Origin of the sequence: Lutibacter sp. TH_r2, assembly GCF_033101135.1 — a bacterium.
In the GTDB taxonomy this organism is placed as follows: domain Bacteria; phylum Bacteroidota; class Bacteroidia; order Flavobacteriales; family Flavobacteriaceae; genus Lutibacter.
Map to the genome: position 1 here is coordinate 1,371,051 of NZ_JAWMPV010000001.1, position 19,096 is coordinate 1,390,146.

Here is a 19,096-nt window from a genome sequence, read left to right on the forward strand (position 1 = left end):
TAACTATATAAATAGTTTAATTTGTAGACTAATTTATTAATTTAGTAAAAATTTCCAATTTCCATAAAAACATAAAATAATTTAGAAATTTAATTAAAAATCTAATGATTAAAAAAATACTTTTCGCATTTATATTAATGTTAAATATTGCTGTTTACGGGCAAATACAATCGTATTACAACGGTTTAGATTTAACTAAAACGGGCAACGACTTATTCTTAGAGCTATCAGGTAGAGTAGAAAGTACACATTCAGGAATTCCATATACATCATCTTCAACAGATGTTTGGGATGCGTGTATAGCTGCAGATCAAGATCCAGATATACCTGGGAACGTATTGTTAATTTATGGGTATAATGATATTGATGGAGATCCTTCAACCGATAGAACAAGAGATGAAAGTTTACAAGATTCTGGTGATGGTACAACAGGTGTTTGGAATAGAGAGCATGTATTTGCCAAATCACTTGCTAACCCTTCGTTAGTTGCAGAAAGTGGTGAGATAACTCCAGGTTCCGATGTACATAATTTAAGACCAGCAGATAGAACTAGAAATACATCACGTAGTAATAGAAAGTTTACCGATGGAAGTGGTGATTCTGGAATAATTTCATCTGATGGAGGTTGGTATCCAGGAGATGAATGGAAAGGTGATGTAGCGCGTATAGTTATGTATATGTATTTGCGTTATCATGGAGATGGTTCACAAAGTTCAGAAACTAATTGCTTACCTACAAATGTTGGGTATGGTACTGTAAACTCTATGGATTCAAATATGATTGATTTGTTTTTACAGTGGAATGTAGAAGATCCAGTATCTGATTTTGAAGCCAATAGAAACGAAGTTTTAGCTGGAATACAAGAAAACAGAAATCCTTTTATTGATAATCCATATTTAGCTACAATAATTTGGGGAGGTTTAGTTGCTGAAGATAAATGGGATATGGGAGGTTCTTCAGATACAGAAGCACCAACAGCTCCAAGTAATTTAATAGCTTCAAATATAACAGATACAAGTTTTGATATTTCATGGAGTGCTTCAACTGATAATGTTGGAGTATATGATTATCTAATTTATTTAGACAATGTGTATGTAACAACTTCAACAACTACCAATGTAAGTTTAACTAATCTAACTCAATCAACAACATATGCAGTTACGGTTAAAGCACGTGATACAGCCTCAAACTTATCAAATGCTAGTAGTACTTTAAATGTAGAAACGTTAGAAGGCCCACTAGTTTTAATTTCAGAAGATTTTGAAGATTGTGCTTCCATACAATTTTTTACATATAGCGAAGCTAGTACAAAGAACTGGGGTTGCGAAACTCAATTTGGAGAAAATAACTCTGGGTCAATGGGAATTAATGGTTATCAAGAAACAGTTTTAAGTAAAGATTGGTTAATAACTACAAACCCAATAGATTTTGATACAAATGATAATGAGTTATTAAGTTTTTATACCGATGCTGCTTATGGTTCAACACCTTTAGTATTGGTTTATTCTTCTGATTATGATGGTTCAGGAATTCCAAGTAATTTTACGTGGGTTAGTGTTCCAAATGTTACCATTCCAACACACTCTAATGGTGGTTCAACGGAAGAAGTATATACATTTACAGACGTAGATATAAGTTCAATTACAGGAACAGTTTATATAGCTTTTAAATATTATTCTGATGGTGTACCAACACGTTGGACTGTTGATAGTTTTGAAATTACTGCAGAAGAACCAACTAATGATGCAGATGGCGATGGTATTTTAGATACTGTAGATAACTGTCCAACAACTCCAAATGCAGATCAAGCAGATATAGATGGTGATGGCGTTGGAGATGTTTGTGATAATTGTGTAACAATTTCAAACCCAGATCAGGAAGATGTAGATGGTGATGGTATTGGAGATGTTTGTGATAATTGCCCAACAGTTTCAAATCCAAATCAAGAAGATTCAGACCTTGATGGTATTGGAGATGCTTGTGATACGTGTGAAGGCTCTGATGATACGGTTGATACGGATACAGATGGAGTTCCAGATGGTTGTGATGTTTGTTCTAATACACCAGCAGGAGAAGATGTAAATTCTGAAGGGTGTTCAGATAGCCAAATAGATGATGATTTAGATGGTGTAATGAATAACGTTGATCTATGTCCAAATACTCCAACGGGAGAAGATGTTGATGCTGATGGTTGTTCAGAAAATCAACGTGATGATGACGAAGATGGTGTTTTAAATGGTGATGATGTTTGTCCAAATACACCAGCAGGAGAAGATGTAAATTCTGAAGGGTGTTCAGATAGCCAAATAGATGATGATTTAGATGGTGTAATGAATAACGTTGACGTATGTCCAAATACTCCAGCAGGAGAAACGGTAGATAATGAAGGATGTTCAGATAGTCAATTAGATGATGATTTAGATGGTGTAATGAATAATGTTGATATGTGCCCAGGTACTACAGCAGGATCTTTAGTGAATTCTGTTGGATGTTTTATATTGGATAATACTAATTTTTCAATTGAAACTATTGGCGAAACTTGTGATGGACTAAATAATGGCCAAATATTGATTACAGCAACAGCAGATTATGATTATATTGTTGAAGTAAACGGTTCTAATTACAATTTAACTAATAATTCGGTTACTGTTTCTAATTTAGAACCAGGTAATTACAATATATGTATTACAGTTGTTGGTGAAAATTACGAGCAATGTTTTAATTTAGATATTGAGGCAGCAGAAGAAATTTTAGGAAAAACAAGTGTTACAGCAGGTAAGGTTTCTATTGAAATTGAAGAAGGTACGGCGCCTTATACCATTTCTAAAAATGGAATAGTTATTAATAAAACCTATGAGAAATTAATTATAGTTGAAGATGTAAAACAAGGTGATTTAGTGGAGGTTAAAACAAGTATTGCTTGTGAAGGAACTTTATCTAAAACAATTGATAATTTCGAAAAATTAATAGCGTATCCAAATCCTACTAAAGGAAGTTTTGAAATAGGAATTCCTTCAGAAGAAAAATTTATTGAAGTTCAAGTATATAACATGCAATCGCAACTTATAAGCTCTAAAGAGTATAAAGTTGAATATGGAAAAGTTAAACTAGATATTCAAAATCAACCAGCAGGTATTTATATTGTGAAGTTAATTTCTAATGAATCTCAAGTGTTGAGAATAGTAAAAGAATAAATACTATTTAAATAAAACTAATATTAAAAAAGGTTCTTCATTATGAAGAACCTTTTTTATTGAATACTATAATTAGTTTAATAGTTATTTAATATAGGTTTTTTATAAATGTAAAATTTTTAAAGCTAAACTTCGAATTATTAGTTGCATAATAGATTAAATAAATCTTCTCTTTAAATAATAGCTATTATAAAATTTATGTGTTTTGTTATAAGTATTAAAGCAGAGTTTATTAATAGAATTAATTATTACACAACCTTTAATCTTAATATAAGTTTACTAGTTATAGTAAGCTCTTTATTTTAGAGTAATATGCATACTTTATATTAGCCACTAACAGAATAGAACGTTTTAATGTACTGTTGCGTAAAAATTGATTCTAACTTAACTATAACATACAATACTTATTAGTTATAAATAAATTATCTGAATGTAATAGTTGGTTGCTAGATGTTTTAAAAACAGAAACAAAAAAAAACCTGAAAGGATTAACTTTCAGGTTTTTTATTATTTATTAACTAATGATTAGTAGTTAGAATTTATTCATCCCAAACCCACTCACCATTTGTTTTAATTAAATTTCTTGTTATATCATTTAGACCATTGTCATATAATAAATATGTGATTAGGTATTTTTGTCCTTCTTCAGCATTAGGATCTAAATAATCTAAAAGTAAGTCTAAAGAATATAAAATTTGTTCATCAGACCAGTTATAATCATAATCATTATAACTAGCAAGACTTCCTAAATTAACATTAGAAAAGAATTCATTACCTTCTAATTCAGTTGACATATATGCGTAATCTGCACTTACTAAAGTATATTTAATAGTATTGTCTGGAACCCAGTTAGTACCATCAAATCCAAATTGTAATGTTGTGCTAATTGTTGATTCGAAACCAGACCAAACACCGTCAGCTTTTGTATATAAATCACCACGTATTTGAGCTCCACTAGAACTAGAATAATAATCGTAAATAACTATCATTTCATCACCTTCTAAAGCATAAGGATACTTGATGTTTAAGAAAGCTGGTAAATAATCTCCTGGAGGAGTTGAACTTCCAAAGTTATTGTATTTTCCAGGTTGTCCAGATTCTTCACCCATTGAGTCAAAGTCTCCTGATCCCATAAAATATACACCTGAAACTTTTTCCCATTCACTTCCTGTGTAAGAATAAAAGTCTCCTCTGTTTTCGGTAATTGTTGACGCTTGGTAAACAACGTCTTCTCCTGGTCCATCTACTAATTCAAATTCTGGATCAGATCCACCAGCAGTACATTTGTAGATAACTGTAGGTTCCAAAGTTGTATATGTATCATCAAAAGTTTTATAGGTTATCACATAATTTACTGTTTGTCCATTAATTTCAGGTACAGCATTAGGATATTTTGCTTTTAAAAACCATTGAACACCAATTTGAACTCTTTCATCAACAAAAGCAATTTGTTCTTCTTCAGTTGTAAGAGCATCATAATCTGCTTGCCCTACTCTTTTAGATAATCTTATGTCAAAGTTTCCATAATATGCACTAGCTCCAGTGTATAATTCACTATCGCCATATGAACTAACCAAGCTGCTTATTGCTGGGTCTGAATTATTAGCTACAAGATCTACTATTAATTGGTAATCATCATTTACCATTGTGTAAATTACAGCCGGGTCAGATGGTTCTTCAGCATATTTATATTTTGCTAATACAATATCTCCACTTACAGGAGCATCAATATTACTTTCTAAAATACTAGGTAAATTTAAATCGGCAGGAGATGCTGCTGTAAAAACGCTATAAGTAGCGGCATCAGCACCAGCGTTAGCGTAATCTGCATCAGCTAATTCATAAGAATCTGCACTTGTATAATCACTAACTCCAGGTGCACTTCCAACATATAATTGGTAACCTATTAAAACAGATGAGTTTTTTGCCCAATAGTCATATTTACTATTACTAGAAATAAAATCTGGTAACATTGTTTTAGCGTCATCTTCTGAACTAAAACTACCATAATCTAAACCTAAAGTTTCATAGTCATCATCAGTTAATGTGTATTCATCACTTCCAATAATACTCCTTGGGTCAGAGGTTGTTCCTTCAGCATCTAGTTCATCATATACATCATCCATTGGATCACATGATATAAATGTAAGACTAAACGCCATTATTAAATAAATAAATTTTTTCATTGTTTGATATTTTTTAATTAGAATTTAATTTTAGCACTGATATTAAATGTTCTTCCATACCCGTACCATACTGTAGCAGAACCAGCATCATGGCTATTACCATCTCTAGCATCTGAAATATATTCAGTATTAAATACGTTATTCATTCTCGCTGTAAGCGTTGTGTCAAATTCACCAAATTTAAAACCGTATCTAATGCTTGCATCAAATACTCCATAATCTGGTGCTTGCCATGATTGGTCAGTATCAGTAGAAGTTGTTCTATTGTTTGGTTCGAAATCTGCATAATAATCTCCAAAATAGTTGTAATCTACTGTGAAATAAGTTTTTTCCATTAATTCATAATCTAAACCTAATGCAGCAGTTGTTTGAGCAGCATCACCTACTTTTAAGTCTTTTATATAAAGATTATAAGGGTCTCCAACAGCTTGTTGACTGTCATCAAATATTTGAACATTTTCAATATTATTTGTCCAAATCCAATCTCCTATAGAAAGCATACCTGTTAAAGTAAGTTTGTCAGAAGCTCTATAGACAGCATCAAATTCGATACCTTGGTGAAGTGCATTTACTCCTAATAGGTTTACAAAATAGTCTTCGCCATTAACAGAGAAGTTATCAGTAAATGTTCTATCATCCCATTGTGTTCTATAAAGGTTAATGTTAAAAGATAATTTATCACTTCTATAACCATAACCTAATTCAGCACTGAATATTTTTTGATTTTCAGCATCTTCATTAATATTATCTATTTCATTGTCATAACCTAAAAATACAGCGTCAAATCCACCTGCTTTTTCAAAATATCCAATATTAGCAAAAACATTATGGTTATCAGTTAAATTATAATTAGCACCACCTTTAATACCAAAACCTACAAAACTATATTTGTCAGTTTCTTGGTTAGGGTCACTATCTAAATAATTAAAATAATCTATTCTTCTGTATGAAGTGTTTGATATAGATGCTGACACAAAAGAAGATAAATTATCTTTATCGTATTCTAATTGAGTAAATAAACCTTGCCATCCAACTTCACCATCATTCCAATAGTCACGTTTGTCTCCAACTTTTAATGCTCTATTTGGATTGTTAACATCGTTATCATCATCTGCAAAAGAAGCACCTAATAAATCATGAACTTCAGAAAAGTGTTTACCTGTGTAAGTTCTTAAATCTATACCTCCAACAAAAGCAAGATTTTCGTTTAAATCTGTTTTAAATGTAGATAATAAACCATACCATTCATGATCGTTTCTTGAAGCTCTTAAATAAGCAGCAGCTCCTAAACCTTGTTCTCCTCTTTCTCTGTTTATTTCAACAATATTATCTAAATCAACAGGTTGGTCATCTCCTCCAAGTCTAACACTAAATAAGCTTGCAGCTTCATCACCAGCAGTACCACTTCCACCACCAGTACCCCAAGAAGCGTATAAAGCAGTAGATAAATTTGATTTTTCACTAATTGTCCAATAGTGATTTAAAGATGTTTGAGATTTGTGGTAAAAGTTATTTTCAATAGAAGTTACTGAACCATTTTTAATACCCCAATCTGGGTTGAATTTAATACCACTTTCAGCATTTCTATAAGTTTCTATTGAACTTCTGTTTTGTCTTTGTCCATGTTCTTGTGGTGCACCAAAAGATGTAAATGATAATTTGTGGTTATCACCTATTTGTTTAGAAATGTTTATGAAGTAATTATAACCTTCAAATTCAGTTCCATCAACATATCCGTTACCTTTTGTTTTAGCTCCTGAAGCACTTACAGCAAATCCATTATCTAATAAACCTGTTGAAACTGTAGCTCCATATTTTTGGTAACCATCATTTCCAACACCAACAAATACATTACCACCTTTTTCAACGTCTGTAGTTTTAGATAGAATGTTTATAGTACCACCAATTGATGGTACAGCAACTTTAGAAGCTCCTAAACCACGTTGAACTTGCATAGCAGAAGTTACGTCAGCTAAACCAGCCCAGTTAGACCAGTAAACCCATCCGTTTTCCATGTCGTTAACTGGAACACCATTAATCATTACAGCAACATTTGAAGATTCAAAACCTCTTAAGTTAATTCTACTATCTCCAAAACCACCTCCAGATTTAGTAGCATATACACCTGGTGTAGATTTTAAAATTTCAGGAAATTCTTGAGATCCCAATTTATTTTCAATAATGTCTGCTTTAACTGTGGATACAGCAACAGGTGTTTTTCTGTCAATTGCAAATGAAGTTGCAGTAATCACAATTTCATCTAAAGTTTCAGAAGAAGGAGCTAATTTAATAGCGCCAAAGTTTTTTGTACCATTAAAGGCTACTGTTTTGTTTACATAACCAACAAATGAAACAATTACAGCTCCACTTGAATTTGAAACTTCAAAAGAAAAGTTTCCATCGAAGTCTGTAGATGTACCTGTAGTTGTTCCTTCAACAACAACAGATGCCCCTGGTAATGGTTGATTTGTTTCATCAACAACCTTACCCGAAAGTTTTGTTTGTGCGAAAATAGCAGTAGAAGTAAGTAATAATACCGCCATTAACAAATGTTTAAAATTTCTCATCCTTTTAATTTTAATTTTGAATTAAATTCTTTGTGCAAATTTGATGTTTTTTTTGCAAATGACATCATTAATAAATCGTTAAGTTTTAACATTTTATTAAGAATTAAATATATGCAAAAAAACACCTGTTATTTGTTAAATATACATAATCTATTTAACAGTTTATTAACAGATGTTTATAAGTGTAAAAGGTTGCTTAAAAAAATTAAGCTTTTTTGTAAAGTTTATTAGCTAGTTCTTTTCCAAGTTCTACTCCAAATTGATCATAACTGTAAATATTCCAGATTACACCTTGAATAAATATTTTTTGTTCGTAGAATGAAATTAAACTTCCTAATGTTTTTGGTGAAAGTTTATCTATTAAAATAGAAGTACTTGGTTTATTTCCTTCAAAAACTTTATAAGGTAATAAAGTAGAGACTTCGTTTAGTTTTCCTTGAGTTTTTAAATCTAAATGAACTTCTTCTTTAGTTTTTCCAATAGCTAATGCTTCCATTTGAGCGTAATAATTAGCCATTAATTTGTTATGGTGTTCTTTTTCGCCGTATAAAGATTCTTTAAAACCAATAAAATCAGCTGGAATTAGTTTGGTACCTTGGTGTAATAGTTGCATAAATGCATGTTGAGAGTTTGAACCTGGTGCTCCCCAAATAATATTTCCAGTTTGATAAGTAACACGCTCTCCATTTCTATCTACACTTTTACCATTACTTTCCATAATAGCTTGTTGTAAATAGGGTGCGAGTTTACTTAAATATTGTGCGTAAGGTAAAATTACTTCAGATTCAGATTTGAAAAAGTTGGTATACCAAATACCTATTAAACTTAATAATACAGGTGCATTTTTTTCGAACGGTGTATTTTTAAAATGTTCATCCATTTCAAAAGCACCTATTAATAAATTGTTGAAATTTTTAAATCCAACAGCTAAACTAATAGATAATCCAACGGCACTCCAAAGTGAAAAACGTCCACCAACCCAATCCCACATTGGGAAAATGTTATCTGATGCAATTCCAAAATTACTAACAGATTCTAAATTAGTTGAAACTGCTACAAAATGTTTTGCTACATCAGCTTCTGATGCTGATTGTAAAAACCATTTTTTAATGGTAGTTGCATTTGTTAAAGTTTCTTGCGTTGTAAATGTTTTAGAAACAATTACAAAAAGTGTAGTTTCTGGATTTAAGTTTTTAATACTTTCACGTACGTGATCTCCATCTATATTAGAAACAAAATGTACATTTAAGTGATTTTTGTAGTATTTTAATGATTCTACAACCATATCTGGTCCAAGGTCTGAACCTCCAATACCAATATTTACAACATCAGTAATTGATTTGTTGGTGTAACCTTTCCAATCTCCTGATACTACTTTTTCTGTAAAACTTTCAATTTTAGAAAGTGCAGCTTTAATTTCAGGTACCACATTTTCACCATCTACAAAAATTTCTTTAGCAGTTTGGTTACGTAAAGCTGTATGTAAAACAGCTCTTTTTTCGGTTGCATTAATTTTTTCACCTGAAAAATAAGCATCCATTGCGCCTTTTAAATCGCATTCGTTTGCTAATTCTAATAGTAGTTCTAATGTTTTTTCTGAAATTCTATTTTTTGAATAGTCAAATTCAAAATTATTAACATTTAAAGTAAAATCACTTTTTCTATTTTGATTTTCATTAAAAAATGTTTTTAGATGAACATCTTTAATTTCATTAAAATGATTGGTGAGTTTTTGCCAAGCGGCAGTTTTGGTTGGGTTGATGTTTTGTAAAGCCATAATTTATTATGTGTTTAATTCTTCTTCTGTTGTGGTAATTGAGTTTTCAATAATTGGATAAGTAATAGAATCTAATGTTGATTTTAAAGGCTCTATAAATTTTAAATAATCAGATTTAATTTCTTCTTTCATTGGTTCTGCAGCAGGTAATTTTTGTTTTAAAGGGTCTACTTGTTTTCCATTTTTCCAAAAACGGTAACAAACGTGTGGACCAGATGTATTCCCTGTCATACCAATATAACCAATTACATCTCCTTGTTTTACTACATCTCCAACTTTTACAGCTCTTTTGCTCATGTGTAAGTATTGAGTACTGTATGTTCCATTATGTCTTACTTTTACATAATTCCCATTTCCACCTTTGTATCTAGATTCTATAATTGTTCCGTTTGCTGTACTCATAATTGGAGTTCCAACTGGCGCAGCAAAGTCAGTTCCTTTATGTGGGCGTATTCTATTACCGTAAAATGCAATTCTTCTTCTTAAATTATATCTTGAAGAAATTCTACTAAATTTTACAGGAGCTTTTAAAAATTGACGACGTAAATTGTTTGTTTCATCATCAAAATATTCTGGTATTTGTAAAGTTGAATCTGGAACATATCTAAAAGCATAAAAAGGTTTGTCTCCATGCTCAAAATAAGCAGCTTTAATTTTTCCTATTCCAACTGGTATAGTATCGTTAATATATAATTGCTCATAAATTAATTTAAATTTATCATTTTTTTGAAGTCTAAAAAAGTCAATAGTCCATGCGTAAATATCAGACATTTCAAAAGCAAGATAGTAACTTAAACCTTGGTCATCAATAGCTTGTGATAAACTACTAGTTATAACTCCTGAAGCAGTTTTAATAACTTTGGTTACTGGTTTTTTGGCATTGTAGGCCGATATTATAGAATCTTTAAAATCAACAACGGTATATCTAACTTTTGAATGTTGATAAATAAAAACTTGTGCTTGTTCGGTAGAATCTTTTTTAGCTAGTATAGTATAAGGTATTCCACTTTTAATTCTTCTAACATTAAAAGTGTCTTTTATTTCATTAACAATTTCCAATACTTTTGGGTATTCGATATGGTTTCTGTCTAAAATTTCGCTAAAATTTTCGCCAGGTTGTATGGTGTCATTTATAACTTTATAATCATTTAGTTTGTAACCAAATTCAAAAAATTCTTTAGGTTTTTCAATTTTTACAATTGGAGGTTTTTTATCTTCTTTGCAGCCTATAATTAAGAGAAGAAGAAGTATTGCGGTTAATTTTTTCAAAAGATTCAATTAAGTTTAAAAAATAAAACGCAAAAGTACAATTTAATTGTCAAAAATAATGTTAAAAGGGTGTGCTAATCCTTTAAATTTATCTAAATCTGCACGGAGTGATCCAACGGCTAATGAAGCCTTAATTCTAATAGGAACTTTATTTTTATCATCTGTAATCCAAACGGTAACACTTTCTTGTTCTTTAAATACTCTTCCTGCTTGAACTAAAGGTCGAAATTTTAAGGTTTTTATTTTGCCAAAGGATGTTTTTAAAATTTCAGTACCTATAAAACGAAGTTTAAAATCGTTAATTTCTTGGTCAAAAAACATTTGAAGTTGTATTTCTTGTCCAATTTTTAAATTTGATAAATCTTGATTTCGTAAAAAATACATTGCAGAAAGCATGTCTTGTATATTACTTGAAATAGGATAATTTTCTATGGTGTTATGTTTGTTATTTTTAACAATGGCTTCTTTTTTAGAATGATCAAAAAGTATTTCTTTATCTTTGGTATAGCCACCTTCGTTAATTTTTCTAATAAAACGATAAGGTTGCATAGTTTTTTTATAAAAAAATGTTTGATAATCGTCTCTAACTTTAAAAAATACACTTACCAAACCTGTTGATTTACCGTGACCTTTTATATGAAAAGCATCTTTACCGTTATTAGATAATTCCTTTACACTAATTGTGGAGTAGCCTGCGTTTAAAAAATTGCTATAGCTCATTCTATATTTTAGCCATTCACCATCTTTAAAAGCATAATTACTGTAGTCTGCATTTTTAACGTTAGGTTGACTATTGCCTAAAAATGCAATTAATAAGAATATAAGGAATCCTATTTTTTTCATAAAGCTTTTCTAATTTAGCTTTGAAAATACAATTATTATTCCAAAAATAAAAAAGAGTGCTAAAAGCACTCTTAATTTATATTTATTTTAAGAATTAAAATGTAATACCATTTACTTCTATTACCCTTTTAACTTGAGGGGCATATTTTTTTATAGTGGCTTCTACGCCATTTTTTAGAGTCATTTGGTTTACTGAACATCCTACACAAGCGCCTTCGAGTTGTACAGAAACAGTATTATCTGTTATTTCAACTAAAGAAATATTTCCGCCATCCGCTTCTAAAAAGGGGCGAATTTCATTTAATGCCTGTTCAACGTTTATTTTTAATTCTTCTTTATCCATATATCAATTAATTAGTGCTACATCCGCTCATAGTTGTAATTCTTACAACTTCAGTTGGAGGTAAATCTTGATTTCGTTTTACCAATTCAGATAATGCATTTTTAGTAATTTCAGAAAATGCCTTTTCTAATGGAGAGTTTTCTTGTAACGCAACTGGATGTCCAACATCTCCGGCTTCTCTAATACTTTGTACTAAAGGTACTTCCCCTAAAAATGCGGTTTCAATATCTTCAGCTAAATTTTTAGCGCCATCTTGTCCAAAAATATAGTATTTATTATTAGGAAGTTCGGCAGGGGTAAAGTAACTCATGTTTTCAACAATTCCTAAAACAGGAACGTTAATGGTTTCTTGTTTAAACATTGCAACACCTTTTTTAGCATCTGCTAAAGCAATATTTTGAGGTGTACTAACTATAACTGCACCTGTAATTGGCACTGCTTGTACAATAGATAAGTGAATGTCTCCGGTTCCTGGAGGTAAGTCAATTAATAAGAAATCTAATTCTCCCCAATGTGAATCAAATATCATTTGGTTTAAGGCTTTTGAGGCCATTGCTCCACGCCAAATAACAGCTTGGTTGGCATCTGTAAAAAACCCTAACGATAATATTTTTACTCCGTAACTTTCAATTGGTTGCATTTTTGAACGACCATCAATTTCTACAGATAATGGTTTTGCGTTTGCAACATCAAACATTAAATGAATTGAAGGTCCGTATACGTCTGCATCTAAAATTCCAACTTTGAATCCCATTTTTTGTAATGAAATTGACATGTTTGCAGTAATAGTAGATTTTCCAACTCCACCTTTACCAGAAGCAACCGCAATTATATTTTTAATTCCTGGGACTTTTGGCTTTTCGGGTTTAAACTCTTCATTTTTAGTATCAGAAGTAACGTTCACTTTTACGTCGATTTTTTGATCAACGTGCTCGTGAATAGCTTTCATTATTTCTACTTCAACTTTCTTTTTTGCTTGAAGTGATGGATTGTTAATTTTAACATCTAACACTATTTCTTTATCAAAAATTACTACATTTTTAATAGCTTGGCTTTCAATTAAGCTTTTTCCTTCTCCTGGAGCTGTAATTGTTTCCAGGGCGTTTATAATATCTTGTTTTGTAAAACTCATTTTTGTTTATGTAAAATCATTCTAAACAACAAATATACATATTCCAAACGATATAGGAAGATTAAAAATGTTACATAAAACAATGTAAAATTGAGTGTTTGTGAATGTGTTTTTTAGTGATGCTTATTTTGCAGGATTAAATTACAACTTTTGTTTTAATTATAATAATTCTTCATTTGGGTTCCAAAAGACTTCTTTAAAGTTTTGAATTTGAAGGTCTTTTACAATAATTCCTTCGTTTTCTAGTAGTTGTTGCATTAAGTTTGTGCCTTCAAAATGGTGTTTACCTGTTAATATGCCTTTTCTATTTACAACTCTATGTGCAGGGATATCTTCCATGTTGTGTGATGCATTCATTGCCCAGCCTACCATTCTTGAAGATCGGGCTGCACCTATATGTTTGGCAATTGCACCATAGCTAGTAACCCTTCCGTAGGGAATTTGTTTAGCTATTGCATACACTTTTTGAAAGAAATTTTCGTTTTTCACTTTTTAAAAATAGTGATTAATAACGAATTTTAAATTTTATGTAAGTAATTGGTTTGCCTTGTTCTAAATATTGGCTTTCATAAAAAGTTTGAGTAGATATTACTTCTTCAGGAGAATGATTATTACCATAAACATCGTGGTGTGCATAAATAACTTCGTGACCAGCACCATGTAATAAACCTAAAGTATAACCATGCATAAATTCACTGTCGGTTTTTAAGTTTACAACTCCATTCTCATTTAAAACCTTGTGATATTTTTTTAAGAATTCAGCATTGGTCATTCTATGTTTTGTGCGTGTGTATTTTATTTGAGGGTCAGGGAAAGTTATCCAGATTTCTGAAATTTCGTTTTCGGCAAAAATATAGTCAACAAGTTCAATTTGTGTTCTAATAAAGGCTACATTCGACATGTTGTCTTCAATTGCAGTTTTAGCACCGCGCCAGAAACGCGCACCTTTAATGTCTATACCGATGTAATTTATGTTTGGATTTTTTTTTGCTAATGCAATAGTATATTCACCTTTACCACAACCTAATTCTAAAACAATTGGATTGGAATTACCAAAAAATTCAGACCAATTTCCTTTTAGTTTAAAACCATCCAAAACTTCTTGTCGTTCAGGTTGAATTACATTTTTAAACGTTTCGTTTTCACGAAATCTCTTCATTTTATTTTTACTTCCCACTGAAACGTTTTGTTAAGGAGTTAATACTGAATTACTCGTTACCGGCTTTTTTGTATTTTTGAATTTGCCCTAACCAATAGAAGAAAAATCCAAAAGCAATTATAATAAAAATCCAACTAACGGTACTTTGTAACCACCAATTATCAGAAAATCTTATTGAATTTAATGGGCTAAATAAAACATTGGTAAAAAAATCACCAATAGCTTTAAAAATGTTGTTTGCAATCATAACTGTAGTATATTTACAGCAAAAGTAAAAAATATAGTAATGTTAGCAAATTTTTTTAGTAAATCTACGCCTATTAAAGTGTTTTACTTAATTATTGTATTCGCTATTTTTTATTTTTTAGCTGTTTTATCTTCATTATATTATGAAAACTCATTTGTTTTTTGGTTGTCAAAATTAGGTGTATTAACACTTTTTATTTTTTATGTATTTGTTGGTAGCTTTATTAATAGAAAAAATAGTTTAACGTTAGATAATTTGTATGCATTTTTACTAACTGTATTATTATTAGCTTCGTTTAAGCAAACTTTTTTTAATATTAACTTTTTATTTTCTAATATATTTTTGCTGTTTTCTTTTAGGAAAATTTACAGTTTAAAATCTGGAATTAAAACAAAGTTAAAATTGTTTGACGCAGCAATTTGGATAGGAATATCAGCGCTTTTTTTTGAATGGAATTCAGTTTTTTTATTACTTGTTTATATTGGAATGTTTATTCATCAAAGGGTAAGTTTTAAAAATATATTTATTCCTATTGTTGGTTTTATAGCTCCAATATTTTTATTTTTCACGTATTGTTTTTATACGGATTCATTTTCTATTTTTATTCAAAATTTTCAATTTAGATGGAGTTTTGATTTTTTAAAGTACAATTCAATTCAATTATTAATTCCTTTCACTTTTTTATTGACTGTATTATTATGGTCTTTAATAATAGTTACACCAAATATTATAGTAATAAGTAATAAGTTAAAAAAGTCTTGGTATATTTTAATAGTTCATTTATTGTTAGCTTTATTAGTTGTAGTTGTTTCTCCAGTAAAAGATGGTTCTGAAATTCTATTTTTAATATTTCCAGCAACTATTGTAATAGCTAATTATTTACCTAAAAGTAAATCAGAGAATTTTAAAAATTTAATTCTTTATTTATTTGTTGGAATAGCGATAAGTGTCTATTTTTTATAGTTTTTCACCATAAGCTAAATCTCCAGCATCACCTAATCCAGGAACAATATATCCTTTTTCGTTAAGGTTTTTATCAACAGTAGCAATCCAAAGTTTTGTCTCTTTCGGAAAATTTTCTTTAACAAAATCTACACCATCTTGAGCTCCTAAAACACATGCTAAATGTATTTCTTTTGGAGTTCCATGTTTTAGTAAAGCTTGGTAAACACTTACAATAGATTGTCCAGTAGCTAACATTGGATCTGCTAAAATTAATGTTTTACCTTCTAAACTTGGAGAAGCAAAATATTCAACAACAATTTCAAATTCAGTTTTGTTTATATGCTTTCTGTAGGCCGAAATAAAAGCACTTCCAGCATCATCAAAATAATTTAATAAACCATTGTGTAAAGGCAAGCCAGCCCGTAATATTGAGCATACAACCACATCATTTTTATAGAGTGCTATCTCTTTTTCACCTAAAGGGGTAGTAATTGTTTTATTTTCAAACGAGAGTGTTTTACTAATCTCAAAGGCTAAAATTTCACCAATACGTTCAATGTTTCTTCTAAAGCGTAAGCTATCTTTTTGAATTTCAGAATCTCTAATGTCTGAAATAAATTTATTAAGTATAGATTTTTGAGAGTCGAGAATATTGATAGTCATGTAAAAAGTTTTCACAAAAATAAACATAAAAATCAATTACAATCTATTATTATGTGCTTTAATTTTTTGTATATTACCAAACGAATAAAAACAATAAATTAATTAAAAAATTAAAAAGTTATGGGATTATTTTCATTTATAAAAAACGCCGGAGCAAAGGTGTTTGGTATTGGAAAAACTACTGAAGAAGAAGCTGCAGAAGCTGCAATGGAAGTTGCAGAATTAGCAAAAGCAAAAGCAGGTAAATTAGTAAACGCTGTTGAAGCTTTAGGATTTGAAGTTTTAGACTTTAATGTTGAGGTTGAAGGTGATAAAGCAACTGTTTGGGGTGAAGCAGATTCACAGGCAACTAGAGAAAAAGTTGTTTTAGTTATAGGTAACACAGAAGGTATTGCTACTGTAGATGATAGAATGTCTGTTGCTGTTGAGGAGCCTCAAGCTCAATTTCATACAGTGGTTAGTGGAGATTACTTAAGTAAAATTTCTAAAAAATATTATGGTGATGCTATGAAATACAATGTTATTTTTGAAGCAAACAAACCAATGTTAACAGACCCAGATAAAATTTATCCAGGTCAAGTATTACGTATTCCTGCGTTAGACTAACATAAAATTTATATGATAAGAAAGCTCACTTAAAAAGTGGGCTTTTTTTATTTACAGCGTTAAAAGTGAGCACTTTTCTAAAAATGCGTAAATTTGCCAAAATATTGAAATTTAGATGATACAATCAATGACTGGATACGGGAAAACCGTATTACAACTTTCACAAAAAAAAATTACGATAGAATTAAAATCGTTAAACAGTAAAAATCTTGATCTAAACGTTAGAATACCTGGATATTATAGAGAGAAAGAATTAGGAATTAGAAAAGCTTTAGCTAAAGAGTTGATGAGAGGTAAAGTAGATTTTTCTATTTATGTAGAAGATAATGGTGGAGAAGTTTCATCTAAAGTAAATGAAAAAGTTGTGAAAGAATATATGAATCAGTTAAAGAATATTTCTGAAGCTGATGAGTTAGATCTATTAAAAATGGCTATTCGTTTACCAGATTCATTAAAAACTGAACGTGAAGAGTTAAACGAAGAAGAGTGGAACGAAATTGAAAAAGGAATTTCTGGAGCGGTCAAAAACATTCAAAAATATAGAAATGATGAAGGTGAAGCATTATTTGCTGATTTTGTAATGCGTATTAAAAATATTGAAGCATTATTAGAAAAAGTAATTGAAATGGATCCTGAAAGGGTAAATCAAGTAAAAGATAAATTAAAAAAATCTATAGATGATTTGCAGATAAATGTTGATGAAAATAGATTTGAACAAGAGCTTATTTATTACATTGAAAAATTGGACATTACAGAAGAAAAAGTTCGTTTAAAAAATCATTTAAGTTATTTCGAGAAAGAACTTCATTCTAACCATTCAAATGGTAAAAAACTTGGTTTTATTACGCAAGAATTAGGTAGAGAAATTAATACAATAGGTTCAAAATCTAATTACGCTCCAATGCAAAAATTAGTTGTTCAAATGAAAGATGAGTTGGAAAAAATTAAAGAACAAAATCTTAACGTTTTATAAAAATATGGCTAAAAAAGGGAAATTAATTGTGTTTTCTGCGCCTTCAGGTTCTGGAAAAACAACCATAGTTCATTATTTGTTAGATCAGAAAGAACTAGATTTAGATTTTTCAATTTCTGCAACTTCCCGAAACGCAAGAGGTAAAGAAATTAATGGTAAAGATTATTATTTTATCTCGGATGATGCGTTTAGAGAGCATATTAAAAACGACGATTTTATAGAGTTTGAAGAAGTGTACACTAATAATTATTACGGCACTTTAAAAAAAGAAGTAGAACGTATTTGGGCAGAAGGAAAAACCGTAATTTTTGACATTGACGTAATAGGAGGTTTAAATATTAAGAAAAAATTTCCAGAACAAACACTAGCTGTTTTTGTACAACCACCTTCTATTGAAGAAATGGAACGTAGATTAAGAGGAAGAAAAACAGATAGCGAAGAAAAAATTAAAGAACGTGTTGCAAAAGCTGAAAACGAACTAAAATTCTCTAAAGATTTTGATGTAATTTTAATAAATGACAATTTAGAAGATGCAAAAGCAGAAGCTTATAAATTAGTTGAAAAATTTATAAAATAAATGAATGTAGGTTTGTTTTTTGGAACTTTTAATCCAATTCATATTGGACATATGGTATTGGCAAATTACTTGGCCGAATTTAGTGATTTAGATGAGGTTTGGTTTGTAATTACACCTATGAGCCCATTTAAACAAAAAAAATCTATGTTAAATAACATTCATAGATTAGCCATTGCTAATATTGCCGTTGAAAACTTTCCAAAGTTAAAAACTTCGGATATTGAGTTTAAATTACCACAACCAAATTACACAATTAATACACTTATAAATTTAGAAGAAAAGTTTTCACAGCATACTTTTAATTTAATAATGGGAGAAGATAATTTAAAAGGATTTCATAAATGGAAAAATTATCAAACCATTTTAGAGAATTATCATATATATGTATACCCAAGAATTTCTGAAGGAAAAACAGAAAATGAATTGTTAAAACATCCTAAAATTAAAATTGTTGATGCTCCAATTGTTCAAGTTTCATCAACATTTATTAGAAAAGCTATAAAAAATAAAAAAGATATTAGAACTATGTTACCTGCAAAAGTATGGGAATATATAGAACTAATGAATTTTTATAAATAGCATTAAAATTGTAACTTTTTTAACAGACTACTTAAA

17 protein-coding genes are annotated in these 19,096 nt (G+C 30.0%); 6 read left to right on the forward strand and 11 right to left on the reverse strand.

All coding sequences use genetic code 11. From position 1 onward, the window contains the following. Positions 1-104 precede the first annotated feature (104 nt). Positions 105-3,194, forward strand: a complete 3,090-nt coding sequence (locus tag R3X25_RS05740; RefSeq protein WP_317672753.1) for an endonuclease — start codon at positions 105-107, stop codon at positions 3,192-3,194. A 539-nt stretch (positions 3,195-3,733) separates the two neighbouring features. Here the strand turns inward: R3X25_RS05740 and R3X25_RS05745 are convergent. The 10 genes from R3X25_RS05745 to R3X25_RS05790 form a co-directional block, all read right to left on the reverse strand. Further along, positions 3,734-5,380, reverse strand: a complete 1,647-nt coding sequence (locus R3X25_RS05745) for a hypothetical protein (protein WP_317672754.1) — start codon at positions 5,378-5,380, stop codon at positions 3,734-3,736. A gap of 17 nt (positions 5,381-5,397) precedes the next feature. Continuing rightward, complete coding sequence (locus tag R3X25_RS05750) at positions 5,398-7,947, reverse strand: TonB-dependent receptor (RefSeq protein ID WP_317672756.1); 2,550 nt, start codon at positions 7,945-7,947, stop codon at positions 5,398-5,400. A gap of 205 nt (positions 7,948-8,152) precedes the next feature. After that, complete coding sequence (pgi, locus tag R3X25_RS05755; RefSeq protein ID WP_317672758.1) at positions 8,153-9,724, reverse strand: glucose-6-phosphate isomerase; 1,572 nt, start codon at positions 9,722-9,724, stop codon at positions 8,153-8,155. Positions 9,725-9,730: 6 nt separating this feature from the next. Beyond that, positions 9,731-10,993, reverse strand: coding sequence for a peptidoglycan DD-metalloendopeptidase family protein (locus R3X25_RS05760; protein WP_317672759.1), 1,263 nt, complete (start codon positions 10,991-10,993; stop codon positions 9,731-9,733). 42 nt (positions 10,994-11,035) lie between these two features. After that, complete coding sequence (locus tag R3X25_RS05765) at positions 11,036-11,836, reverse strand: DUF3108 domain-containing protein (RefSeq protein ID WP_317672760.1); 801 nt, start codon at positions 11,834-11,836, stop codon at positions 11,036-11,038. A gap of 94 nt (positions 11,837-11,930) precedes the next feature. Then, a complete protein-coding gene (locus R3X25_RS05770) occupies positions 11,931-12,179 on the reverse strand; it encodes a NifU family protein (protein ID WP_317672761.1) in 249 nt (82 codons plus the stop codon). A gap of 7 nt (positions 12,180-12,186) precedes the next feature. Next, positions 12,187-13,311: an Mrp/NBP35 family ATP-binding protein gene (locus R3X25_RS05775; protein WP_317672762.1), complete on the reverse strand. Its 1,125-nt coding sequence runs from the start codon at positions 13,309-13,311 to the stop codon at positions 12,187-12,189. 159 nt (positions 13,312-13,470) lie between these two features. Beyond that, positions 13,471-13,800, reverse strand: a complete 330-nt coding sequence (locus R3X25_RS05780) for an MGMT family protein (protein WP_317672763.1) — start codon at positions 13,798-13,800, stop codon at positions 13,471-13,473. A 16-nt stretch (positions 13,801-13,816) separates the two neighbouring features. Beyond that, positions 13,817-14,488 (reverse strand): tRNA (guanosine(46)-N7)-methyltransferase TrmB, encoded by a 672-nt coding sequence (trmB, locus tag R3X25_RS05785; protein ID WP_317672764.1) that lies wholly within the window; start codon positions 14,486-14,488, stop codon positions 13,817-13,819. A gap of 31 nt (positions 14,489-14,519) precedes the next feature. Next, the gene (locus tag R3X25_RS05790; RefSeq protein ID WP_317672765.1) at positions 14,520-14,717 is read right to left on the reverse strand and encodes a DUF6341 family protein; all 198 of its coding nucleotides are present in this window, start codon (positions 14,715-14,717) and stop codon (positions 14,520-14,522) included. 39 nt (positions 14,718-14,756) lie between these two features. Here R3X25_RS05790 and R3X25_RS05795 point away from each other — a divergent pair, with 39 nt between their 5' ends. Continuing rightward, positions 14,757-15,680, forward strand: coding sequence for a hypothetical protein (locus R3X25_RS05795; protein ID WP_317672767.1), 924 nt, complete (start codon positions 14,757-14,759; stop codon positions 15,678-15,680). On the opposite strand, the gene upp is transcribed toward R3X25_RS05795, so the two are convergent. Beyond that, a complete protein-coding gene (gene upp / locus R3X25_RS05800; protein WP_317672769.1) occupies positions 15,675-16,325 on the reverse strand; it encodes a uracil phosphoribosyltransferase in 651 nt (216 codons plus the stop codon). The genes R3X25_RS05795 and upp overlap by 6 nt on opposite strands. Before the next feature lie 120 nt (positions 16,326-16,445). On the opposite strand from upp, the gene lysM reads away from it, so the two are divergent. The 4 genes from lysM to nadD all read left to right on the forward strand — a co-directional run bounded on the left by lysM (position 16,446) and on the right by nadD (position 19,060). Further along, positions 16,446-16,931, forward strand: a complete 486-nt coding sequence (gene lysM, locus R3X25_RS05805) for a peptidoglycan-binding protein LysM (protein WP_317672770.1) — start codon at positions 16,446-16,448, stop codon at positions 16,929-16,931. A 115-nt stretch (positions 16,932-17,046) separates the two neighbouring features. After that, on the forward strand, positions 17,047-17,904 hold the full coding sequence (locus R3X25_RS05810) for a YicC/YloC family endoribonuclease (protein WP_317672772.1): 858 nt from the start codon (positions 17,047-17,049) through the stop codon (positions 17,902-17,904). 4 nt (positions 17,905-17,908) lie between these two features. Continuing rightward, the gene (gene gmk, locus R3X25_RS05815) at positions 17,909-18,481 is read left to right on the forward strand and encodes a guanylate kinase (RefSeq protein ID WP_317672773.1); all 573 of its coding nucleotides are present in this window, start codon (positions 17,909-17,911) and stop codon (positions 18,479-18,481) included. After that, positions 18,482-19,060, forward strand: a complete 579-nt coding sequence (gene nadD, locus R3X25_RS05820) for a nicotinate (nicotinamide) nucleotide adenylyltransferase (RefSeq protein WP_317672774.1) — start codon at positions 18,482-18,484, stop codon at positions 19,058-19,060. It abuts the gene before it with no gap. Positions 19,061-19,096: the final 36 nt, after the last annotated feature.